Below are 18,583 nucleotides of genomic sequence, written 5' to 3'. Positions count from 1 at the left end.
AATGGCGGCAAAAGGAGATATGCTCTGGGCATGGGCAAAAGACGGGAACATGCTCGACAACGGAGAATGCGGAGGAGCCGTAACGGCGCTTCTGAAGTTTGCGCTTGAAAGCGGCGCCGTCGACGCCGTGCTTGCGGTTAAGAAAGGTGTCGACCTTTACGATGCGCAGCCCGTGCTGATTACGAAACCCGAGGATATTGCACAGTGTGCAGGTTCTCTCCACTGCGGTACTCTTCTGATACCCAAGATTATTAAGAAGTACTTCGACGGCGCCAACAGGATGAAGATTGCCGTCACCATGAAGGGCTGCGACGCAAAGGCACTCTACGAGCTTGCAAAGAGGAATCAGGTCAATCTCGACAATCTCATCACAATCGGTCTCAACTGCGGCGGTTCGGTAAGCCCGATTGAAGCCCGCATCATGATTCAGGAGAAGTTCGGACTCAACCCCGACGATATCGTGAAGGAAGAGATCGACAAGGGTCAGTTCATTGTCATTACAAAGAGCGGCGAACACAAAGGCATAAAGATCGATGAGCTCGAGGAGGAAGGTTACGGACGCAGACTGAACTGCCAGCGCTGCAAGACGAAGATTCCGCGCCAGTGCGACCTTGCCTGCGGTAACTGGGGCGTTATCGGAGATAAAGCCGGCAAAGCGACCTTTGTAGAGGTCTGCTCGGATAAGGGTGCCGACCTTGTGACGAAGGCGACCGGCAAGGCTATCGAGACCGAGGTGCCCTCACCCGCGGCTCTGAGTATTCGCGGAAAGGTCGAGGGCGCGATGCTGAAGCTCGGCGACAAATGCCGCAATGCACAGTTCGAGAAACTCGGCGACGGCAAAAAGCGCCTGGATTACATCATGGAGCAGACTTCGCGCTGCATCAAGTGTTACCAGTGCATAGAGAACTGCCCGATCTGCTACTGTGTCGAGTGTTCGACGAAGAAGCCGCATCTCGTGGATTCCGGCGCTGTCAACCCGCCGTTCATGTTCCATCTCATCAGATACTCGCATGTTGCGGATTCCTGCGTCAACTGCGGACAGTGTCAGGAGCTTTGTGCGATGGATATTCCGAATGCTCTCTTCATGCACGCTCTTCAGATGGAGATGCAGGAGATGTTCGGTCATGAGCCGGGTGTCAATATGGAGCTGCCGGTTCTCGCATATGTCGAAGAGTCTGCGGAGAGAAAGCGTCTTTCGGATACCGGAAGCGACCAGATCTTCAATATCTTCTCGGAGGGAGCATAAGGGAAATACGAAAAAGGCAAAAGGTAAGATTCACACCGCTATCGATCAAATACAATAATAAATGCAATAATAATATTTACAACATTTTTTACCGCACTTTTTGCAACAATTCTTTACAACACTTATTGCACACTTTTTGCGGCACTTATTACAACACTTTTCACTGCACTTATTGCAACAATTTTCACTTCACTTATTGCAACACTTTTTGTAGCATTTATTACAATACTTTTCACTGCACTTATTGCAGTCACTTTTAAGATCGGATTTTCGTTCTGCATTCGTGCGAATGCCGGAAAAAAGAATCTATTTGGAAAATTGAATTGTAAAAATAAGATATGAATCCGTATATCTTATGCCACGGAGTCGACGGTTATCTCGAAGTTGAGGTTTTGTCCCGCAAGTCTGTGGTTTAAGTCAAGAGTAATGGATTCGTTGCCGATGGCGTGGATCTTTGCGGGGAAGACGCCGTTGGGGGACGTCAGATAGACGGTGTCATTGACTTTCAGCGTGCTTGCGTCGGAGTCGCCGAATATGCTCTTGTCGAATTCCTGTATCAGTTGATCGTTGTATTCGCCGTATGCCATGTCGGGCGTCAGGTGAACCTTCGTGGTTTCGCCGGCTTTCATCCCGAGAACCGCGTTGTCGAAGCCTTTAATCACGCTGCCGCTGCCGACAACAAAGGTAAGCGGCTTGTCCGTTCCTTTGACTGCCTTGTCGAATACCGTGCCGTCGTCGAGAGTTCCGACATAGTATACGGAGACCGTGCTGCCTTCTTTGACGATGCCGTCGTTAACGGCGCCCGATGCGGGAGTGCCTGTCGGAGTCTGAGTTTGTGTCTGCGTCTGTGCCTGATTTCCGGATGTGCAACCCGCCGCCATTGCGGTCAAGACAATAAGGGCTGTCAGAAATACTGCGTATATTGATCTTTTCATGAATAATCCCAGTAATTTTGGCGCTCATTTAAAATTAATATGACGTGCGGAGTCGGAATCGGATGCAAAAAAGACGTAAAATAAAGGAATAATATGAATGAATTTAATCGGACTTTCCGGTCGCCGCCGAAGTCTCTTCTTTTGGTGTTTCGTCGTTTTTCTCATCGGACGGTTCATCGGAAGTTTCCGCAGCCGTGTCTTCCTTATTATCAGTGTTCTCAGTCTTCTCGGTGTTATCCGTGTTCTCAGTGTTCTCCGCCTTATCCGCATTGTCCGCCTTTCCGTCGCGGTTGCGGTTCTTTCCTCTGCGGCGTTTTTTGTCGGAATCCTCCGGGCTTTCAACCTTGTCTGTCTTTTTGATGCCGATGAGGTGAATCACCATCTTTCCGAAGAAGGTGAATCTCTTGACCACCATGCCGACGACCTCCACGTTATCGCCGACCTTTATGTCCAGATCTATCGGAGCGCCGTGCTGCGCGACAATCGAGCACGAGCCGTCATTTATTGTGAATGCCGGACGGCATATGAGTTTGCCTTTTACCTTCTCGACCTCTCCCCTTATTCTTACGGGTTTTCCGAGCATTGCATCGTGGATACCGGCAATCCTGTAATATTTGGACTCCCTCTCGTATTCGGGCAGAAGTTTCTCGTAGGATTTCGAGACGCTGTAACTGTTGTATGCGGGAATGACGAGGAGGACGATTGCGAACAGAACACCCCATCCGATGATAATGTAATCACCCATTCCCACGCCCGTTATTGTAAACATACTCAGACAAAAGAGTGAAACGATTACGTGAAGCGGCGATATGCCTATGAGAACACCTTTTATTTTCATATTATTCTCTATCCTTCGCGGCGCAGAAAACCGCTTTTTGATAATAGTAATTACTCAAATTCTGATATAAAATTACTTATTTCGGTTGAATAGCCTCGATGAGGGATTGGAGAAATGGAAAAACCGCGATGAATAAGAAATTGCGGGAGCGGAAAACTTCGGGAATGAATGCGAAATAATCAGAAAAAGAAAAAAGATTTTGGATTTTATATTCAGGCTGCTTTCTGAATATCCTGAATCTCTTTCTTGAAGCAGTAGTAGTAGATGCATGCCATGAAGAATGCGGCACCTACAATGTTACCGAGTGTAGACCAGATAAGGTTGCTTGTAATCATTGATGTCCAGCCAAGCAGGTTTATGTTGGCAATCGATGCCGCCTGTTCTGCCGAGAGATAAGGCATTGTCAGTATACCTGCGGGGATGAAATACATGTTCGCAACACAGTGTTCGTATCCTGCGGCAACGAAGCCCATGATCGGGAACCAGATTCCCATAATCTTCGAGATGATATCGTCGGCTGCAAGTGCAAGGAATATTGCAAGACAAACCAGCCAGTTACAAAGAATACCTTTGATGAATACGGATAAGATACCCATTACGCCGGCATACGAAACTTTACCGACCGCAATACCTACCGCACGTGCACCGAATGCCGTTGCGGCGATTGAACCCGATGCGGTTACAGTTGTCGTGAGCGGACCGTATGTCATACATACCGCCATGAAAAGCGATCCGATGAAGTTACCGATATAAACGATAATCCAGAGATATGCCAGACCTGCAAGTGTTGCCTGACCCTGAAGGATTGCCATCGGAGCAAACATTGCGTCGCCCGTGAAGAGCTCCGCACCTGTGAGAACTACGAACATTAAACCAATCGGGAACAGTGCACCCGTTACGAACTGAGCGATACCTGCACCCAGAACCGTTGCCACTCCGGTCGAACCTACGGTTGCAACCGATGCTCCCATTGCAATATAAACACCTGCGAGAAATGCTCTCACAAACATGTTGACAGGCGGAAGTGTACATTTACCCTTTCCGGCTGTTCCGATTTTTGCACATACCTGTGCTGGAGAAAATGCTACCATAATTAAAACCTACAAACCGGTATTTAGCCTTGTTTGTTAAACTTAATTAAGTTGTATTCGGTATTTATATTTTGTCAAATATTCCCTTCATATAAATGCATGTGTGTTAATCTTATTATCTTAACAATGTACCTGTTTTAATGGAATTACGTAGTGCATATTCAGACAATCAGAGTTAACTGAAAAAATTTTTCTGCGCTTTTTTGACGATAAAATGCGCATTGTCAAGAGGTAATCTGTTTAATGTCGTAAATGTAATGTGCTTACCTTTAGGTATAGGATCCGGTATATGTTTTACCTTTATGTCGGTTTTGTTTTACTGTGTTTTACTGTATGCAGGTTATGTTTTCGGCTATGTTTTCGGTCATGTCGGTTATGTTTTCGGCTATGTTTTCGGTTATGTTTTCGGTCATGTAGGTTATGTTTTCGGTTATGTCGGTTATGTCGGTTATGTTTTCGGTAATGTTTCACCTTTATGTTTTAAGGCAACAAACAGATATGCAGTTATTGATGAGTTATTTACGGCGGTATCGGTATATGTCGGATGCCGCCGGAAAAAAGGAAATTCGGCAATATTATGGCAGACGATTCAGCAGGGGCGAAACTCGGCGACAGGGTAAAGGTTCATTTTACTACCCGAACCCCCGAAGGGGAGATATTCGAATCCTCCAGAGAGGTCTCGGAGGAGCATGACGGCAGTCCGCAGGAGATTGTTTTGGGCGACGGCAGTATAAATCAGGTCTTTCTGGATACGCTTATCGGCATGAAGGCGGGCGAAATCCGTGAGGTAAAACTCGCACCCGAGGATGCCTACGGCAAATACAATCCGAAACTGGTATTCAGCATAAGGAAGTCGTTTCTGAGCTTCAAATACGATCCGCAGGTCGGGGAGATGATCTCGATAAAGCTGCCGAACGGAAATAAGGCTCTCGTAAAAGTCCTCGATATCGCGGGGAAGAAGATTAAGGTCGACGGCAATCACCCTATGGCGGGCAAGGAACTTACCTATGAGCTCGAGATGCTCGAGATAGAGCCGGCAGCGGAGTGATCGGGGGTGACTACGGAAGATCCGCGGAATTCGCAGACCGTTCATTCGAATGCCCGTCCCGAGCATTCCGTTCCGGAGCATACCGTTACCGAACGCGTCTTCGACAGAAAAGGGCGGGAGTACGAGATCTACGATCCGCCTTTCTACCGCTCCGAATTCGAGGAGGCATACCGCTATATCATCGACGAATACGAGATTGCACCCCGCGAGATAGGTATTTTCATCCCGTGTGCTCTCAGAAAACCCTACAGTTCGAGCCCGAGTCATAAGCTCTTTCACAAAATCATCGACAGTGTTCTGACTCCCGACCGCTATCATATCACCATCTTCGGGACCTGCGGGACGGTTCCCGCCGAACTCGAGCTGATGTATCCGTATGCCAATTATCATTACATGCTCGGCAAGAATCAGGATCCGCGGGTCAGAAAGGATTTTCACAGGATTGAGGTCTACCGTCTGTGCGGATATCTGGAGAAGACGCGGAATACGTATAAGAAAAGGATCGCCTACTGCATAGGTCCTTTCAGAAAAGCCCTTATCGAAGCCGCGGAGAAGACGGGGACGGAGTTCATGCTCCTTCCCTCCGATCCGATGATAGACAGGATGTATGATATCGACTGTCCGTTTCCCGAGGGCAGTCTCTCTATGGACGAATATATAGAGGAGTTCAGGCAGGGTCTTGTCCGCTGCGGCGAACTCTGAATACCTGCCCGAATCTCAAACTTTGAATCTCCGATTCGAATATCGGATCGGATTCGAATCTCGGATTTGAATCTCAGAGATCGTAATCTTTTTTGATCTTCTTGATCTGATCGCGGACTTTAATCGCACGCTCGAAGTCGAGCGAGTCCGCGGCTGCCTGCATCTCCTGCTCGAGTTCGATGAGGTAATTCGGGATGTCGACACGCGGAATATGTTTCGTGTCCGTGATATCGGCTTCCTTCTCTTTTATCGGTTTGACTATGGTCTGCGGGGTTATTCCGTGCTCGCGGTTGAACTCCATCTGCATGTCGCGGCGGCGTTTCGTCTCGGCAAGAGCGCCTTTTATCGAGTCCGTCATCTTATCGGCGTAGAGGACGACGTATGAATCGGCGTTTCTTGCCGCTCTTCCGATGGTCTGAATAAGGCTTCGCGTATCACGGAGGAATCCTTCCTTATCGGCGTCGAGGATGCCGATGAATCCTACCTCGGGGATGTCCAGACCTTCGCGGAGGAGGTTGATGCCGACGAGGACGTCGAATTTGCCCAGCCGCAGCTCGCGGATGATCTCGGTTCTCTCGATTGTGTCGATATCCGAGTGGAGATATCTCGTCTTTATGCCCTTTGCGGCGAGATACTCCGTGAGTTCCTCGGCAAGTTTCTTCGTAAGCGCGGTTATGAGGGCACGGTTTCCCCGTTTGATTGTCTTTTTAATCTCTTTCAGCAGGTCCTGCGTCTGACCGTTGACCGGTCTTACGAAGACCTCGGGGTCGACGAGTCCCGTAGGTCTTATAATCTGCTCGACTACCTGCTCCGAGTGTTTTGCCTCGTATTCGCCCGGGGTTGCGGATACAAAGATTACGTTTCTCATGTATTCCTCGAACTCGGTGAAGACGAGGGGACGGTTGTCGAGCGCCGACGGGAGCCTGAATCCGTAATCGACAAGGGTCTGTTTTCGCGATCTGTCGCCGTTGAACATCCCGCGAACCTGAGGGAGTGTCTGGTGGCTCTCGTCGATTACCATGAGGAAATCCTTCGGGAAGTAATCCAGAAGACAGAACGGTTTCTCGCCCTTTTTGCGGTGATCGAAGAATCTGGAGTAGTTCTCGATGCCTTTGCAGGAGCCGGTCTCCTCTATCATCTCGAGATCGTAGAGGGTCTTCTGCCGCAGGCGGTGAGCCTCAAGGACGCCGAGCTGCTTCACACGCTCCTCGAGTTCCGCCTTTATCTCCTCAATTGCCCCGGCTTTCTCGTCCTCGGGGACGATATACTGTTTTGCGGGGTAGATGAAGAAGTAGTTGAGCGACTGAATTTTTTTGCCGGTGATCTTGTCAATCTCGGTGATTCTCTCGATCTCGTCGCCGAAGAACTCTACCCTTATTATATTGTTCATGTAGCCCGGAATCAGGTCGACGGTGTCGCCTTTTGCGCGGAAACGTCCAGGGGCGAGTTCGAGATCGTTTCTCTCGAAGAGGACGTCGACGAGGCGGGAGAGGAGTTCTCTGCGCTTTATTCTGTCGCCGACATTGATCTCGAAGCCCATGAACTCGAAGTTTTCGGGGTTTCCTGCGCCGTATATCGCGGAGACGGAAGCGACGACAATGACGTCGCTCCTCGAGAGCAGGGATGCCGTCGCGGAGAGCCTCATCTGCTCGATTTTGGGGTTGATCTGGGCATCTTTCTCGATATAGATGTCCCTCTGCGGAATGTAGGATTCCGGCTGATAATAGTCGTAGTAGGATACGAAGTATTCCACGCGGTTCTTCGGGAAGAAGTCGCGGAATTCGTTCCAGAGCTGCGCCGCAAGTGTCTTGTTATGCGCCAGCACAAGGGTGGGTTTGTTGAACGCGGCGATGACGTTGGCTATGGTGAAGGTCTTTCCCGAGCCGGTTACGCCGAGAAGAGTCTGACATCTGAGGTTTTTCTTCCGGCCTTCCACAAGCTCCGCTATGGCTTTGGGCTGTGAACCTTTCGGTTTAAAATCGCTTGCCAGTTCAAAAGGGACGTTGACTCTTTCCATTTCGGATCCGCATTTATTATTACTGTTATATTCTCTTCAAGGCTCTTAGCGCTTTACCATTTTTCTCTTCGGCGGCAGGTTTCGGTGGTCTCAGTTGTCGTCCGAGATCTCTTTGCTTCTGAGCAGGCGGTTGTAGGTGATGGCAAATCTGTGTGCCTCGTCGCGTATCTCCTGTATGAAGAGCGAGGCTTTCTCGCTGCGCTTCATGGGCAGCGGATACGAAAATCCGGGGACGAATATCTCTTCCTCGCGCTTGGCAACCGAGATTATCGGAATCTTGACGCCGATCTCGTCGAGAGAAGCCTTGGCATAAGACAGCTGTCCCTTGCCGCCGTCGATGATAATCAGGTCGGGGAACTCTTCGCCCTCGTTTTTGAGCCGCAGGTAGCGCCGTTTCACGACCTCGGCTATGGATGCGAAGTCGTCTATCTTATCGACCGTCTTTATCCTGAACCTGCGGTAATTGCTCTTGTCGGGTTTTCCGTAGCGGAACTGCACCATGGATCCGACCATTGCCGTGCCGGAGAGATGCGAGATATCGAAGCACTCGATGACCTGCGGCTCTTCTGGCAGATGCAGGCGTTTTCCGAGCTCTTTCACCTTGGATTCGCCGCCGAAGAATATGGTCGCGACATTGTGCGCCACGAGATCGAGGAGTATCTTCTTGTCGCCCTTCTGCGGGACCGTGACCGTGACCTTCTTTTCCTTCCGGCGTGTGAGGAATTCGCCGACGGCGTCGCTTACGGCTTCGGGCAGGATAAGCTCGGACGGGGGTTCGTTCTCGGAATAATACTGGATTATGAACTCTTCAATCGATTCGGAGACGTCCTCGCCGGCATCGAATACAAACTCCTGTTTCTCGGCGAGGCAGCCCTTCCAGACCGAGAAGAGCATGAGGTATATCCTGCCGTCGCGCTCCGCGTAGTTGATTACGTCCTCGTCCGTGATTTTTTTCTGCTCGATATGCTGGCGGTCGGCAAGATGTTTCAGTGCCGCTATCTGATCGCGGCAGAGCATGGCCTTCTCGAACTCCAGATTCGCCGAGAATGTCTTCATCTCGTCCTCAAGGGCGCGGATAATCTCCTTCGCATTGCCCTTAAGGACCGCGGATGCCTTCTTTGCCTGCGCCAGATACTCCTCTTTCGTTATCCTGTTCGTGCACGGGGCGCTGCAGGTCTCGATATGGGCACGCAGGCAGGGGCGTTTGGGCAGTTTCCGGCAGGAACGCAGTTTGAAGGTCTTTTTTATGACCGAAAGGACATAGTCGCGTTCCTTTGCCGAGACGAACGGACCGAAATACTCTCCCGAATCTCCCTTTTTCCTCGCTATCGTGACGGTCGGGTATTCGTCGGCGGTCATCCGGATATAGGCATAGCTCTTGCTGTCCTTGAGATCTATGTTATATCGCGGCTGATATCGTTTTATGAGGTTATTCTCGAGGATTAACGCCTCGACCTCGCTGCCCGTGACTATGAAGTCTATCGAGGCTATGGATTTTACGAGCGCCTGCGTCTTTTTGTCGTGTAAGGTGCGGTTGAAGTAGCTGGAAACCCTTTTTTTGAGGTCTTTTGCCTTGCCGACATAGATGATGTTGCCGTCGCTGTCTTTATACTGGTAGCTACCGGGTTCGTTGGGTATCAGTGACAGGTCAGGCATAAGTCCTCATCCGTATTTCTCTTCTTATTTACTCTTCTTCTTCAGAAGCGGCACCAGAAACTGTCCCGTATAGCTCTTTTTGCACTTTGCGACCTCTTCGGGGGTGCCGGTCGTGACTATCTCCCCGCCTTTGTCGCCGCCCTCGGGTCCGAGGTCTATGATGTAATCGGCGCATTTGATGACGTCCAGATTGTGTTCTATGACGATTACGGTGTTTCCTTTGTCGACGAGCGCCTCGAGGATGCTTATCAGTTTTTTGACGTCGTGGAAGTGCAGACCCGTCGTCGGTTCGTCCAGTATGTAGACGGTCTTGCCCGTGGCACGCTTTGAAAGCTCTTTTGTGAGCTTAATCCTCTGCGCTTCGCCGCCGGAGAGCGTCGTCGAGCTCTGACCGAGTTTGAGGTATCCGAGACCTACCTTGCAGAGAGTGTCGAGCTTTGCCCTCGCATTCGCGTGATTCTCGAAGAGTTCGAGGGCTTCGGCGGCTGTCATGTCCAATACGTCGGCAATCGATTTACCCTTGAACTTTACCTCGAGGGTCTCGGCATTGTAGCGTTTTCCTTTGCATTCCTCGCACTCGACATAGACGTCGGGGAGAAAGTTCATCTCTATCTTGATGAGTCCGTCGCCGCTGCAGGCTTCGCAGCGTCCGCCTTTGACATTGAACGAGAACCTGCCGGCATTATACCCGCGGATCTTTGCCTCCTTTGTCTCGGCGAATATGGCTCTGATGTCGTCGAAGACCTTTGTGTAGGTCGCCGGGTTTGAGCGCGGCGTTCTGCCTATCGGGCTTTGGTCGATGACGATTACCTTGTCGGGTTTATCGTCGAAGGATATCGAATCGTAGTAGGTGTCGGTCTTGGAACGGTTGATCTCCTTCATGAGACCGTTGTAGAGGGTGTCGTAGACGAGCGTGGACTTGCCGCTTCCGGAAACGCCGGTGATTACGGTCAGAACGCCCATCGGGACGTCGACGTTTATCGATTTGAGGTTGTTCTTTCTGCACCCTTTCAGGTGAATGAAGGAGTCGCTCTTCCTGCGCACCGCCGGCAGTTCTATCTTTTCGGCGCCGCTGAGATACATTCCCGTGAGTGAATCCTTGAATCCTTCTATCTCCTTTGGCGTTCCGATTGCCGCGACACGACCGCCGTGGACGCCGGCGCCGGGACCTATGTCGACGACGAAGTCTGCCTCGCGGATGGTGTCTTCGTCGTGCTCGACGACGATGAGGGTGTTTCCGAGGTTTTTGAGCTTTTGCAGGGTCTCGATGAGTTTATGGTTGTCGCGCTGGTGAAGACCGATGGAGGGTTCGTCGAGGACATAGAGGACGCCCATGAGGTTGGAGCCGATCTGGGTTGCAAGCCTGATTCTCTGCGCTTCGCCGCCCGAGAGCGTTCCCGAACTCCTCGATAGCGTCAGATATCCGAGCCCCACCTCTTCGAGGAACCTGAGTCTCGAAGTTATCTCCCTCAGTATGAGCCTTGCGATCTCGGCGTCCTTCTCGCTCAGTTTAAGTCCGTTGAAGAACTTTATGCAGTCGGAGACGGACATCTCGGTTACGTCGATGATGGATTTGTCCGCGATTGTGACCGCGAGAGCTTTGGGGCTGAGGCGTTTTCCTTTGCAGGACTGGCATTCGGAGATTCGCATGAACTTTTCAAGTTCTTTCTTGCGGTATTCGGACTTCGTCTGGGAGTATAGGCGCATTGCCTGCGGGAGAAGTCCTTCCCATGTGCCGTTGTGCGACCATTCGACGTCGCCGCCCTTCATGCTCATGTTGAAGCGGATTACCTCGTTCGAGCCGTACATGAGGACATTGTACTGTTCTTCGGTGAGGTCTTTTATCGGCGTAAATATGCTGAAGTTGTGGTGTTTTGCCACGGTTGCGAGATACTGGACGCGGTAGCCGTCGAGGAAGTTGCGGTATGTGGCGACCGCGTTCTCGGAGAGGGAGAGGTTTTTGTCGGGGATGATGAGGTCGGGGTCAAAATCCATCCTGAATCCGAGACCGTTGCATTCGGGGCAGGCGCCGAACGGGCTGTTGAACGAGAACATTCTCGGCTGCAGTTCCTCGTAGGAGAAGCCGCAGATAGGACAGGACAGCTGCGATGAGAATATCTTCTCTGTGCTGACGCGGTTGCCGCCGGCGTCTTCGGAGTCGAAGATGACGGTTACGAGCCCGTTCGAGTTCTTGAGTGCGTTTTCGACGGCTTCAACGAGACGCGAGCGTTCGTCAAGCGGATCGAGCCTGTCTATGACTATCTCGATGTCGTGCTTTACGTAACGCTGCAAGGTGACCTCTTCGTCGGTTCTGACTATCTTTCCGTCGACACGCGCACGCGTATAGCCGCGGCTGTCGAGATCACGCAGAACCTGCTGGTAGGTTCCTTTTTTCTGACGGATTATGGGCGAAAGTATCGTTACCGTGACATCCGGCGTTACTGCCGTACCTGCCGAACCTGCCGATCCCGCAGAACCGGCAGATTCCGCCGATTCCGCATTGCCGCCGTTCTCCGCTATGGATATTATTGTGTCGGCTATGCGTTCGGGGGACTGCGCCTCAATCGGCGTGCCGTGCGTCGGGCAGTGCGGTTTTCCGATTCTTGCGTATAAAAGCCTCAGATAGTCGTAAATTTCGGTTACCGTGCCGACCGTACTCCTCGGATTTTTGGAGGTGGTCTTCTGTTCTATGGATATTGCCGGCGAGAGACCGTCTATGGAGTCGACGTCGGGCTTGTTCATCTGACCCAAAAATTGACGTGCGTATGCCGAAAGGGACTCGACATAACGCCTTTGTCCCTCGGCATATATTGTATCGAAAGCGAGTGTGGATTTACCCGAGCCCGAGACGCCCGTTATTACAATCAGCTTATCTCTGGGCAGATCAAGGGATATATTCCGTAAATTGTGCTCCCTTGCTCCGCGAATTTTTATTGTGTCCATATGTTTTTACAGAGATCGATTTGTAACTTAATATTAATGAGTATAGGGGCACGCGGTGTGAAAGTGATTTTTTACTCCGGTGACAATTATTAGATATGTCTCCCGAGCGCTCTTCACGCAGTTCCCGCAGTTCCCGTTCTGCACGCACTTCCGAGTCTCCCCGTCCGTCCAGCTCCTTTAGGACTTCCCGTTCTTCAGGTCGCGATGCGTCCGTTCGTGATTCTTCGGGTTGCGATTCTTCCGTTCGCGGTGTTTACCGCGGCGAAGGTCTGCCGGCGGTCTGCGGGGTATCCCCGAGAGTCCTGATTCTGGGCAGCTTTCCAAGCGTCATGTCCCTTGAGAGGCGGGAGTATTACGGCAATCCGCATAATCAGTTCTGGAGGATTATGGACGCGGTTCTGGGAATAGATGCCGCCCTGCCGTATTCGCGGAGGGTTGAGGAGATGAAGCGCAGGCATATTGCCCTCTGGGACGCCGCATCCGAATGCCTGCGGGAGGGGAGCAGCGATTCCACGATACGCGACGCGGTCGGAAACGACATTGCGGGATTCGTCAAGGAAAATCCGTCCGTGCGTGTGATCTTTCTCAACGGCAGAACGGGTGCGGGGAAGATATTCTCGCGGTTCTTTAAGGATTTTTCCGCAGAGTTTCCGGATATCGACGTTCTGGTCATGCCGTCGACGAGTCCCGCGAATGCCGCCGTGAGTCTTGCCGAAAAGATTGAGTGCTGGAGCGCCGTTAAGGGGTATCTTGACGGGTATACCGAGGGGTCTCACGACGGGTATTGACGGTTATCCGACCGGCATCCCGACGGGCATCAGGTCGTGTATCCTGACTGACGGCGAAAGGTATCCGCATACCCGTAATTTTGCGTATCCCGATACTTTTGCGTATATCGATACTTTATTAATGCCGTTGCACAGATTAATCATTAAGGTGATACCATGGACGGTAACTTGCTGTTCTGGATAGATATAATCAATTTCGTAATAGGGTGCATTTTATTCTGCTGTGTTCTCGGAGGTTTCTTCGGAATAACTGGTATTTTGGATCCCGATAACGAGAATATATCCGGCAAAAAGAGAACGGCGCTCGGTATACTTATCTTCGGCTCTCTCTCGGTCCTGGGTAATCTTATCGGTTTCTCAAACGACAATGTACTCATCAATTTTAGGGATGTCGGTCCGATTGCCGGCGGTCTCTGGTTCGGTCCCGCCGTTGCACTGGGCGCGGCGGTAATGGGCGCAACCAGCAGGCTGTTTTTCGGCGGCGCTACGATGTTCTCCTGTGCGATTGCCACGCTTGCCGCGGGTGTTGCGTCGGCACTGATGTACAGGATGTTCAAGGATAAGATGACGGTCCGCGTCTCCGTGATGATAGCCGCAATTCTGGGTGCCGTTCATCTCACTTTGGTATCGATTCTGACTCCGAACGGCGTTGCAATTATTCTCACTCCTTCGGCGATAGGTTCGATTGTGCTTGTTGTAGTCGGAGTTGCGACCTTCTCGGCGTCCTACAAGTATTTCGGCGCGAGATTCAGAGGGGAGCACTTGGGTAAGAAAGATCAGAAGCTTTCGCACCCGAAGGTCGGCAGGAACAAGCCGGTTTACAATTTCCAGCTCAGAGAGCTTGAGAAGAAGAATGCCGCAAAGAACAATAAGAACGTCGACAGCACCAGAAACGGATAATATCTTTAAAAATCCGCAAATCTTTTTTCTTTATATTTTGCTATTTTGATATCCTGATATTTTGATATCCTGAGAATTTGATATCCTGATAATTTGATATTTTGCCGCTCTGCGCATTTTAACAAAGTATTATTCCGTTGAATTACAACTATTCTGTAATGAGTCACGTTTTTCATGAAACGAATGAAAAAAGGTCGGATATGCCCGAGCTTCTTGCACCCGCGGGGGATCATGCCTCGCTTAAGACCGCGGCTATGTGCGGTGCGGATTCGGTCTATTTCGGGACGAAGGTCATGAATATGCGTGACAGCGCCGGCAACTTCGAGCTGAGCGAGCTTGGAAACGTCATGGATTTTCTTCATTCGCGGGGAATGAAGGGTTATCTTACGCTGAACACCATCGTTTACAACTCCGAACTGCCCAAGGTCCGTCGGGCTCTCGAAGCCGCGAAGTCGGCGGCGGTTGACGCGGTTATCTGCTGGGATGCGGCGGTAATCTCGATTGCAAAGGAGCTGGGGATTCCGATTCATCTCTCGACGCAGGCGAGCGTCTCGAATATCGCGGCGCTGAAGTTCTACGCGAATCTGGGTGTTTCGCGGGTTGTTCTCGCCCGCGAATGCTCTCTTAAGGATATCCGCGAGATTCACGATGCCGCTGTTGCGGAAGGGGTCAACTGCGAGCTCGAGGTCTTTGTCCACGGCGCCATGTGCGTGAGCGAGTCCGGGAGGTGTTTTATGTCGACGTCAGCGTTTGGAAAGTCTGCCAACCGCGGTCGGTGCATTCAGCCGTGCAGGCGGCTGTATCGGATAACCGACGTCGAGGATGCCGCCAATTCGTATGTTATCGGCGAGGACTATGTCTTAAGCCCGAAGGATCTCTGCATGATTGAGCACCTCGATAAGCTCCGCGATGCCGGCGTGAGCGCATTCAAGATTGAGGGGCGCAGCAGATCCGCGGATTACGTGAAAGCGACGGTCTCGTGTTACAGAACGGCGATGGACGCGTTCTCCGACGGCAGCGTCACTCCCGCGATGCTGGAGGGTCTCAAGGCGGAGCTTGCCGATGCCTACAACCGCGGATTTTCGGAAGGCTTCTATTTCGGACTCGACGACGACTGGATAAGCCCGGGTCCGCAGTCACGCGTGATGAAGGTCTTCTGCGGCGAGGTCGTGAATTTTTACAACCGTATCGGCGTTGCCGAGTTCCTCATCCGTGCGGGGACTCTTAAGGTCGGCGACAGAATCCTCGTCTACGGCAGGAATACGCCGGCGGAATACGCCGATGTCGGCGAGATTCAAGTGGAGCATGAATCCGTGGACTCTGTCTCACGCGGGGAGAGATGCGGCATTAAGCTTCCTTTCACGGTAAGACCGAAGGATAAGCTGTTTATCATCCGCGAAAAAGAGCAGTGACTGCGGTAACGTTAACGGAAACAGCAATACGAAAACGGAAACAAGCCTGAAATAGCCGCAATAACGACAATCGGCACTGTAATAACTGTATCGGTAAAATTGGTTTAAACGAAATTCGGTAATTATTGCAACTTATTTTCAGAAAAAAAAGAATTTAGGCTTTGACAACCATGTCAATGTCTTCTTTCTTTATTGTCTTTCTGCCTGCATGTGATGCAAGTTTGTTTGCTTCTGCGGAGATCTTTGCGACGTATGCCTCAGCTGCTGCAACGAGTGCTTCTGCTGCGTCGTTTCCGACTCTCTCTGCACCGCTCTTCTTTGCAATTCTTACGACTGCTGCGATAGGTAAATCACTTGACATTTTACTAAATACCTCATAGACAAGGTTGTTATTTACACATAAATAGTTATTGTCTGAAATACGCTTTCAGATTGAAAAATCGTCGAAAATTTATCGAATTGCGAGGACAAAGCCTTTAACGCACCCCGTGAATTGATACATTGAGCCAAACCAAAATGAAACAATTGGCGCTTTGTTGTTTTTGAATGGCGGAATATTCACGACTGAATCGACGTGCCGCACCTTGATGTTCATTAATTTTGAATATGAGCGCCGGTATGATGAGTATTTATAACGATTGATAATTACGGATATTTTGCGAAAACAATTCTCATAAAGGTACGGATGACGTATACGGGCGGTTAATGCCGGCGAATACCGCAAATAACCCGTAAGTTGTGCCGAAAAGTGCGGACTTAAAATTGCTTATAAAAGACGTGTGAAAGATATGTGAAAGATGTGTGAATGATGTGTGAATGATGTGTGAATGATGTGTGAATGATGTGTGAAAGACGTATGAAGTGCTTATGAAAACTCATCCAAAAAGTGCTGATATCGGGATTTGAACCCGAGTCGCAGGAGTGAGAGTCCTGCATGATTGGCCTCTACACTATATCAGCACAAATCAGTAAAATGTGCATTTATATTTTGCATCGGCAAGTACTTAAAACTTGATAAACGAACTTTGAAAAGACTCTGCCTGACACGGCAAAGGTAAGGCATCGGAGTTCGAAAAGCCGCCTTAAGAAATGCGGTATGCCGTTGCCGAAATATGAGATTATTGCACGGGATTATTGCACTATAAATAAGTAGAATCAAGCACCATTAATAACAGCACAATATGCCCACGTTTGAAGAAGAGATCAAAGCAATCGAGGACGAGATTCGAAATACCAAATACAATAAGGCGACAGCCCAGCATATCGGAAGGCTGAAAGCCAAGCTCGCCCGAATCAAGGATGAAGCCGTAGCGCGTGCCATGGCATCGTCGGGAACAGGCGAGGGTTATTCGGTCAAGAAGTCCGGCGACGGCACCGTCGTTCTGGTAGGTTTCCCTTCGGTCGGTAAATCGACGCTCTTAAACAAGGTCACGGGTGCGGAGAGCGAGACGGCAAATTATGCTTTCACGACGCTTACGGTGGTGCCGGGCGCAATGGAGCACAAGGGCGCCAATATCCAGATTCTCGATATTCCGGGTCTTATCGCCGGCGCCGCCATGGGCAAGGGCCGCGGCAAGGAGGTCATCGGCGTTGTCAGGAGCGCGGACCTCATTCTTCTTCTGGGCGATGTCTTCAACGAGAAGCATATCAATGTTCTTATCAAGGAGCTTTACGATGCCGGCATCAGAATCAACAAACAGAAGCCGGATATCACGATAAAGAAGACGGGATACGGCGGTATCAGGCTGAACACGGTCGGCAGCACGGATCTCGACCTCGACGAGGTCAGGGCGATTCTTGCCGAGAACAAGATTATGAACGCGAATGTGCTTACCCGCGGTCCCGTGACGCAGGATGATTTCGTGGACGCGATGATGGGCAGCCGCGTCTATATCCCCGCGTTCTTTGCGATTAACAAGATTGATCTTGTCGACGAGGAGCACAGGCAGGAGATTATCAGGGACGTTACCGCACGTTTCGGAAAGCCGCCGATAATGCTCTCGGCACACAGCGGTTACAACATAGAGAAGCTGAAGGACGAGATCTACGACCAGCTCGGTTTTATCAGGATTTATCTCAAGCCGGTCGGCGGCAAGGCGGATCTCGAGGTGCCTTTAATCGTCCGCGAGCCGGCGACGGTGGAGGCGGTCTGCAACAAGCTGCACCGCGATTTCGTGGAGAAGTTCAGATACGCCAAGGTCTGGGGCAAGTCGGTCAAGCACGATGCCCAGCGTGTGGGTCTCAATCACAGGCTTCACGACGGCGATATCCTCTCGATTGCGGTAAGGGCGTAATTTACGTTTTTACGCGTTTTTTGATATCTTTTATTCAATCCCGTTTTGCCTTATCCCGTATTCCACCCTTATCTTACCCCTTTTCCCCTATTCCGTCCAAATCTGACCCCTTTTTCCGTTTCACCCGCTTGCCCTGTTTCCCCCTCTTGCCCTTTTACCGTTTTCCCCTTTTACCCGATTTTACACTTAAGCAAAAGAAGATATATACATAGAGCCTACATCTTGACCATGAAACGATTGTTATTCATTGGAATGGTTCTTGTTATTGCTGCCGTCGTTTTGTCGGCAGGATGTACGGGTAGCGGAAATGCACCGACACAGACACCGGCGTCGGGAACGGCGGCACCTTCCCAGACCGCACCCGGATTTTCGCTTACGCCCACACCTGTGGACAGTGTCCCGAGTTATCTTAAGATGGTCTGCGATGCCGAGAAAGATCCGCTCAATGCCAAGATTACGGTTATCTCACGCGGCGGCGACGGACTTTACATGTGTAAGGGTCTTGATGTGACGGCTTATCTCTCGACCGGCGAAATACTGACGAATTCGATGCTGCCCGATGTCAACAGGGAGTTGAAGCTTGACGGCACACAGGGCACTGACAGAATTGTTGTCGTCGCACACTACGATAACGGCGATTCCTACAAGATCTATGATGATGTTCTCGAATACAGGAAGAGAACAACCAATCAATAATCTTTTTTTACGTATTT

16 protein-coding genes and 1 tRNA gene are annotated in these 18,583 nt (G+C 50.7%); 8 read left to right on the top strand and 9 right to left on the bottom strand.

Annotation, left to right across the window (positions count from 1 at the left end; all coding sequences use genetic code 11):
• Position 1: 1 nt before the first annotated feature.
• Positions 2-1,246: a Coenzyme F420 hydrogenase/dehydrogenase, beta subunit C-terminal domain gene (locus tag T502_RS07770; protein WP_042706630.1), complete on the top strand. Its 1,245-nt coding sequence runs from the start codon at positions 2-4 to the stop codon at positions 1,244-1,246.
• 122 nt (positions 1,247-1,368) lie between these two features.
• Here T502_RS07770 and T502_RS08970 read toward each other — a convergent pair whose 3' ends face one another.
• The 4 genes from T502_RS08970 to T502_RS07755 form a co-directional block, all read right to left on the bottom strand.
• Positions 1,369-1,527, bottom strand: coding sequence for a hypothetical protein (locus tag T502_RS08970; protein WP_157197502.1), 159 nt, complete (start codon positions 1,525-1,527; stop codon positions 1,369-1,371).
• 72 nt (positions 1,528-1,599) lie between these two features.
• A complete protein-coding gene (locus T502_RS07765) occupies positions 1,600-2,181 on the bottom strand; it encodes an FKBP-type peptidyl-prolyl cis-trans isomerase (RefSeq protein WP_052359256.1) in 582 nt (193 codons plus the stop codon).
• Positions 2,182-2,284: 103 nt separating this feature from the next.
• Complete coding sequence (locus T502_RS07760) at positions 2,285-3,019, bottom strand: hypothetical protein (RefSeq protein ID WP_042706629.1); 735 nt, start codon at positions 3,017-3,019, stop codon at positions 2,285-2,287.
• A 212-nt stretch (positions 3,020-3,231) separates the two neighbouring features.
• Positions 3,232-4,110, bottom strand: coding sequence for a formate/nitrite transporter family protein (locus T502_RS07755; RefSeq protein WP_042706628.1), 879 nt, complete (start codon positions 4,108-4,110; stop codon positions 3,232-3,234).
• Positions 4,111-4,687: 577 nt separating this feature from the next.
• Between T502_RS07755 and T502_RS07750 the strand changes: the two genes are divergently transcribed.
• Both T502_RS07750 and T502_RS07745 read left to right on the top strand, forming a co-directional pair.
• Positions 4,688-5,158, top strand: a complete 471-nt coding sequence (locus tag T502_RS07750; protein WP_042706701.1) for an FKBP-type peptidyl-prolyl cis-trans isomerase — start codon at positions 4,688-4,690, stop codon at positions 5,156-5,158.
• Positions 5,159-5,284: 126 nt separating this feature from the next.
• Positions 5,285-5,860, top strand: a complete 576-nt coding sequence (locus T502_RS07745) for a DUF5591 domain-containing protein (protein WP_042706700.1) — start codon at positions 5,285-5,287, stop codon at positions 5,858-5,860.
• A 73-nt stretch (positions 5,861-5,933) separates the two neighbouring features.
• On the opposite strand, the gene uvrB is transcribed toward T502_RS07745, so the two are convergent.
• From uvrB to uvrA, 3 genes are all read right to left on the bottom strand, one after another.
• Entirely contained in the window at positions 5,934-7,877 is a 1,944-nt protein-coding gene (gene uvrB, locus T502_RS07740) for an excinuclease ABC subunit UvrB (RefSeq protein WP_042706626.1), read from the bottom strand.
• 90 nt (positions 7,878-7,967) lie between these two features.
• Positions 7,968-9,533 (bottom strand): excinuclease ABC subunit UvrC, encoded by a 1,566-nt coding sequence (gene uvrC, locus T502_RS07735; RefSeq protein ID WP_042706625.1) that lies wholly within the window; start codon positions 9,531-9,533, stop codon positions 7,968-7,970.
• A 24-nt stretch (positions 9,534-9,557) separates the two neighbouring features.
• Positions 9,558-12,476, bottom strand: a complete 2,919-nt coding sequence (gene uvrA / locus T502_RS07730) for an excinuclease ABC subunit UvrA (RefSeq protein ID WP_042706624.1) — start codon at positions 12,474-12,476, stop codon at positions 9,558-9,560.
• Positions 12,477-12,571: 95 nt separating this feature from the next.
• Here uvrA and T502_RS07725 point away from each other — a divergent pair, with 95 nt between their 5' ends.
• From T502_RS07725 to T502_RS07715, 3 genes are all read left to right on the top strand, one after another.
• Positions 12,572-13,264, top strand: a complete 693-nt coding sequence (locus T502_RS07725; protein ID WP_084173158.1) for a DNA-deoxyinosine glycosylase — start codon at positions 12,572-12,574, stop codon at positions 13,262-13,264.
• A 156-nt stretch (positions 13,265-13,420) separates the two neighbouring features.
• Positions 13,421-14,164, top strand: coding sequence for a LytS/YhcK type 5TM receptor domain-containing protein (locus T502_RS07720; protein WP_042706623.1), 744 nt, complete (start codon positions 13,421-13,423; stop codon positions 14,162-14,164).
• A gap of 200 nt (positions 14,165-14,364) precedes the next feature.
• A complete protein-coding gene (locus T502_RS07715) occupies positions 14,365-15,576 on the top strand; it encodes a peptidase U32 family protein (RefSeq protein ID WP_042706698.1) in 1,212 nt (403 codons plus the stop codon).
• Positions 15,577-15,730: 154 nt separating this feature from the next.
• On the opposite strand, the gene T502_RS07710 is transcribed toward T502_RS07715, so the two are convergent.
• Both T502_RS07710 and T502_RS07705 read right to left on the bottom strand, forming a co-directional pair.
• Positions 15,731-15,937, bottom strand: coding sequence for a histone family protein (locus tag T502_RS07710; RefSeq protein ID WP_042706622.1), 207 nt, complete (start codon positions 15,935-15,937; stop codon positions 15,731-15,733).
• Between the two features lie 526 nt (positions 15,938-16,463).
• Positions 16,464-16,536 (bottom strand) — tRNA-Glu (locus T502_RS07705).
• A 221-nt stretch (positions 16,537-16,757) separates the two neighbouring features.
• Between T502_RS07705 and T502_RS07700 the strand changes: the two genes are divergently transcribed.
• Entirely contained in the window at positions 16,758-17,870 is a 1,113-nt protein-coding gene (locus tag T502_RS07700; RefSeq protein WP_042706621.1) for an OBG GTPase family GTP-binding protein, read from the top strand.
• Positions 17,871-18,122: 252 nt separating this feature from the next.
• Positions 18,123-18,566 (top strand): hypothetical protein, encoded by a 444-nt coding sequence (locus tag T502_RS07695; RefSeq protein WP_042706620.1) that lies wholly within the window; start codon positions 18,123-18,125, stop codon positions 18,564-18,566.
• Positions 18,567-18,583 lie beyond the last annotated feature (17 nt).

The organism is Methanomicrobium mobile BP, assembly GCF_000711215.1.
GTDB classification, from domain to species: domain Archaea; phylum Halobacteriota; class Methanomicrobia; order Methanomicrobiales; family Methanomicrobiaceae; genus Methanomicrobium; species Methanomicrobium mobile.
This window is presented reverse-complemented; position numbering and strand designations above follow the sequence as displayed.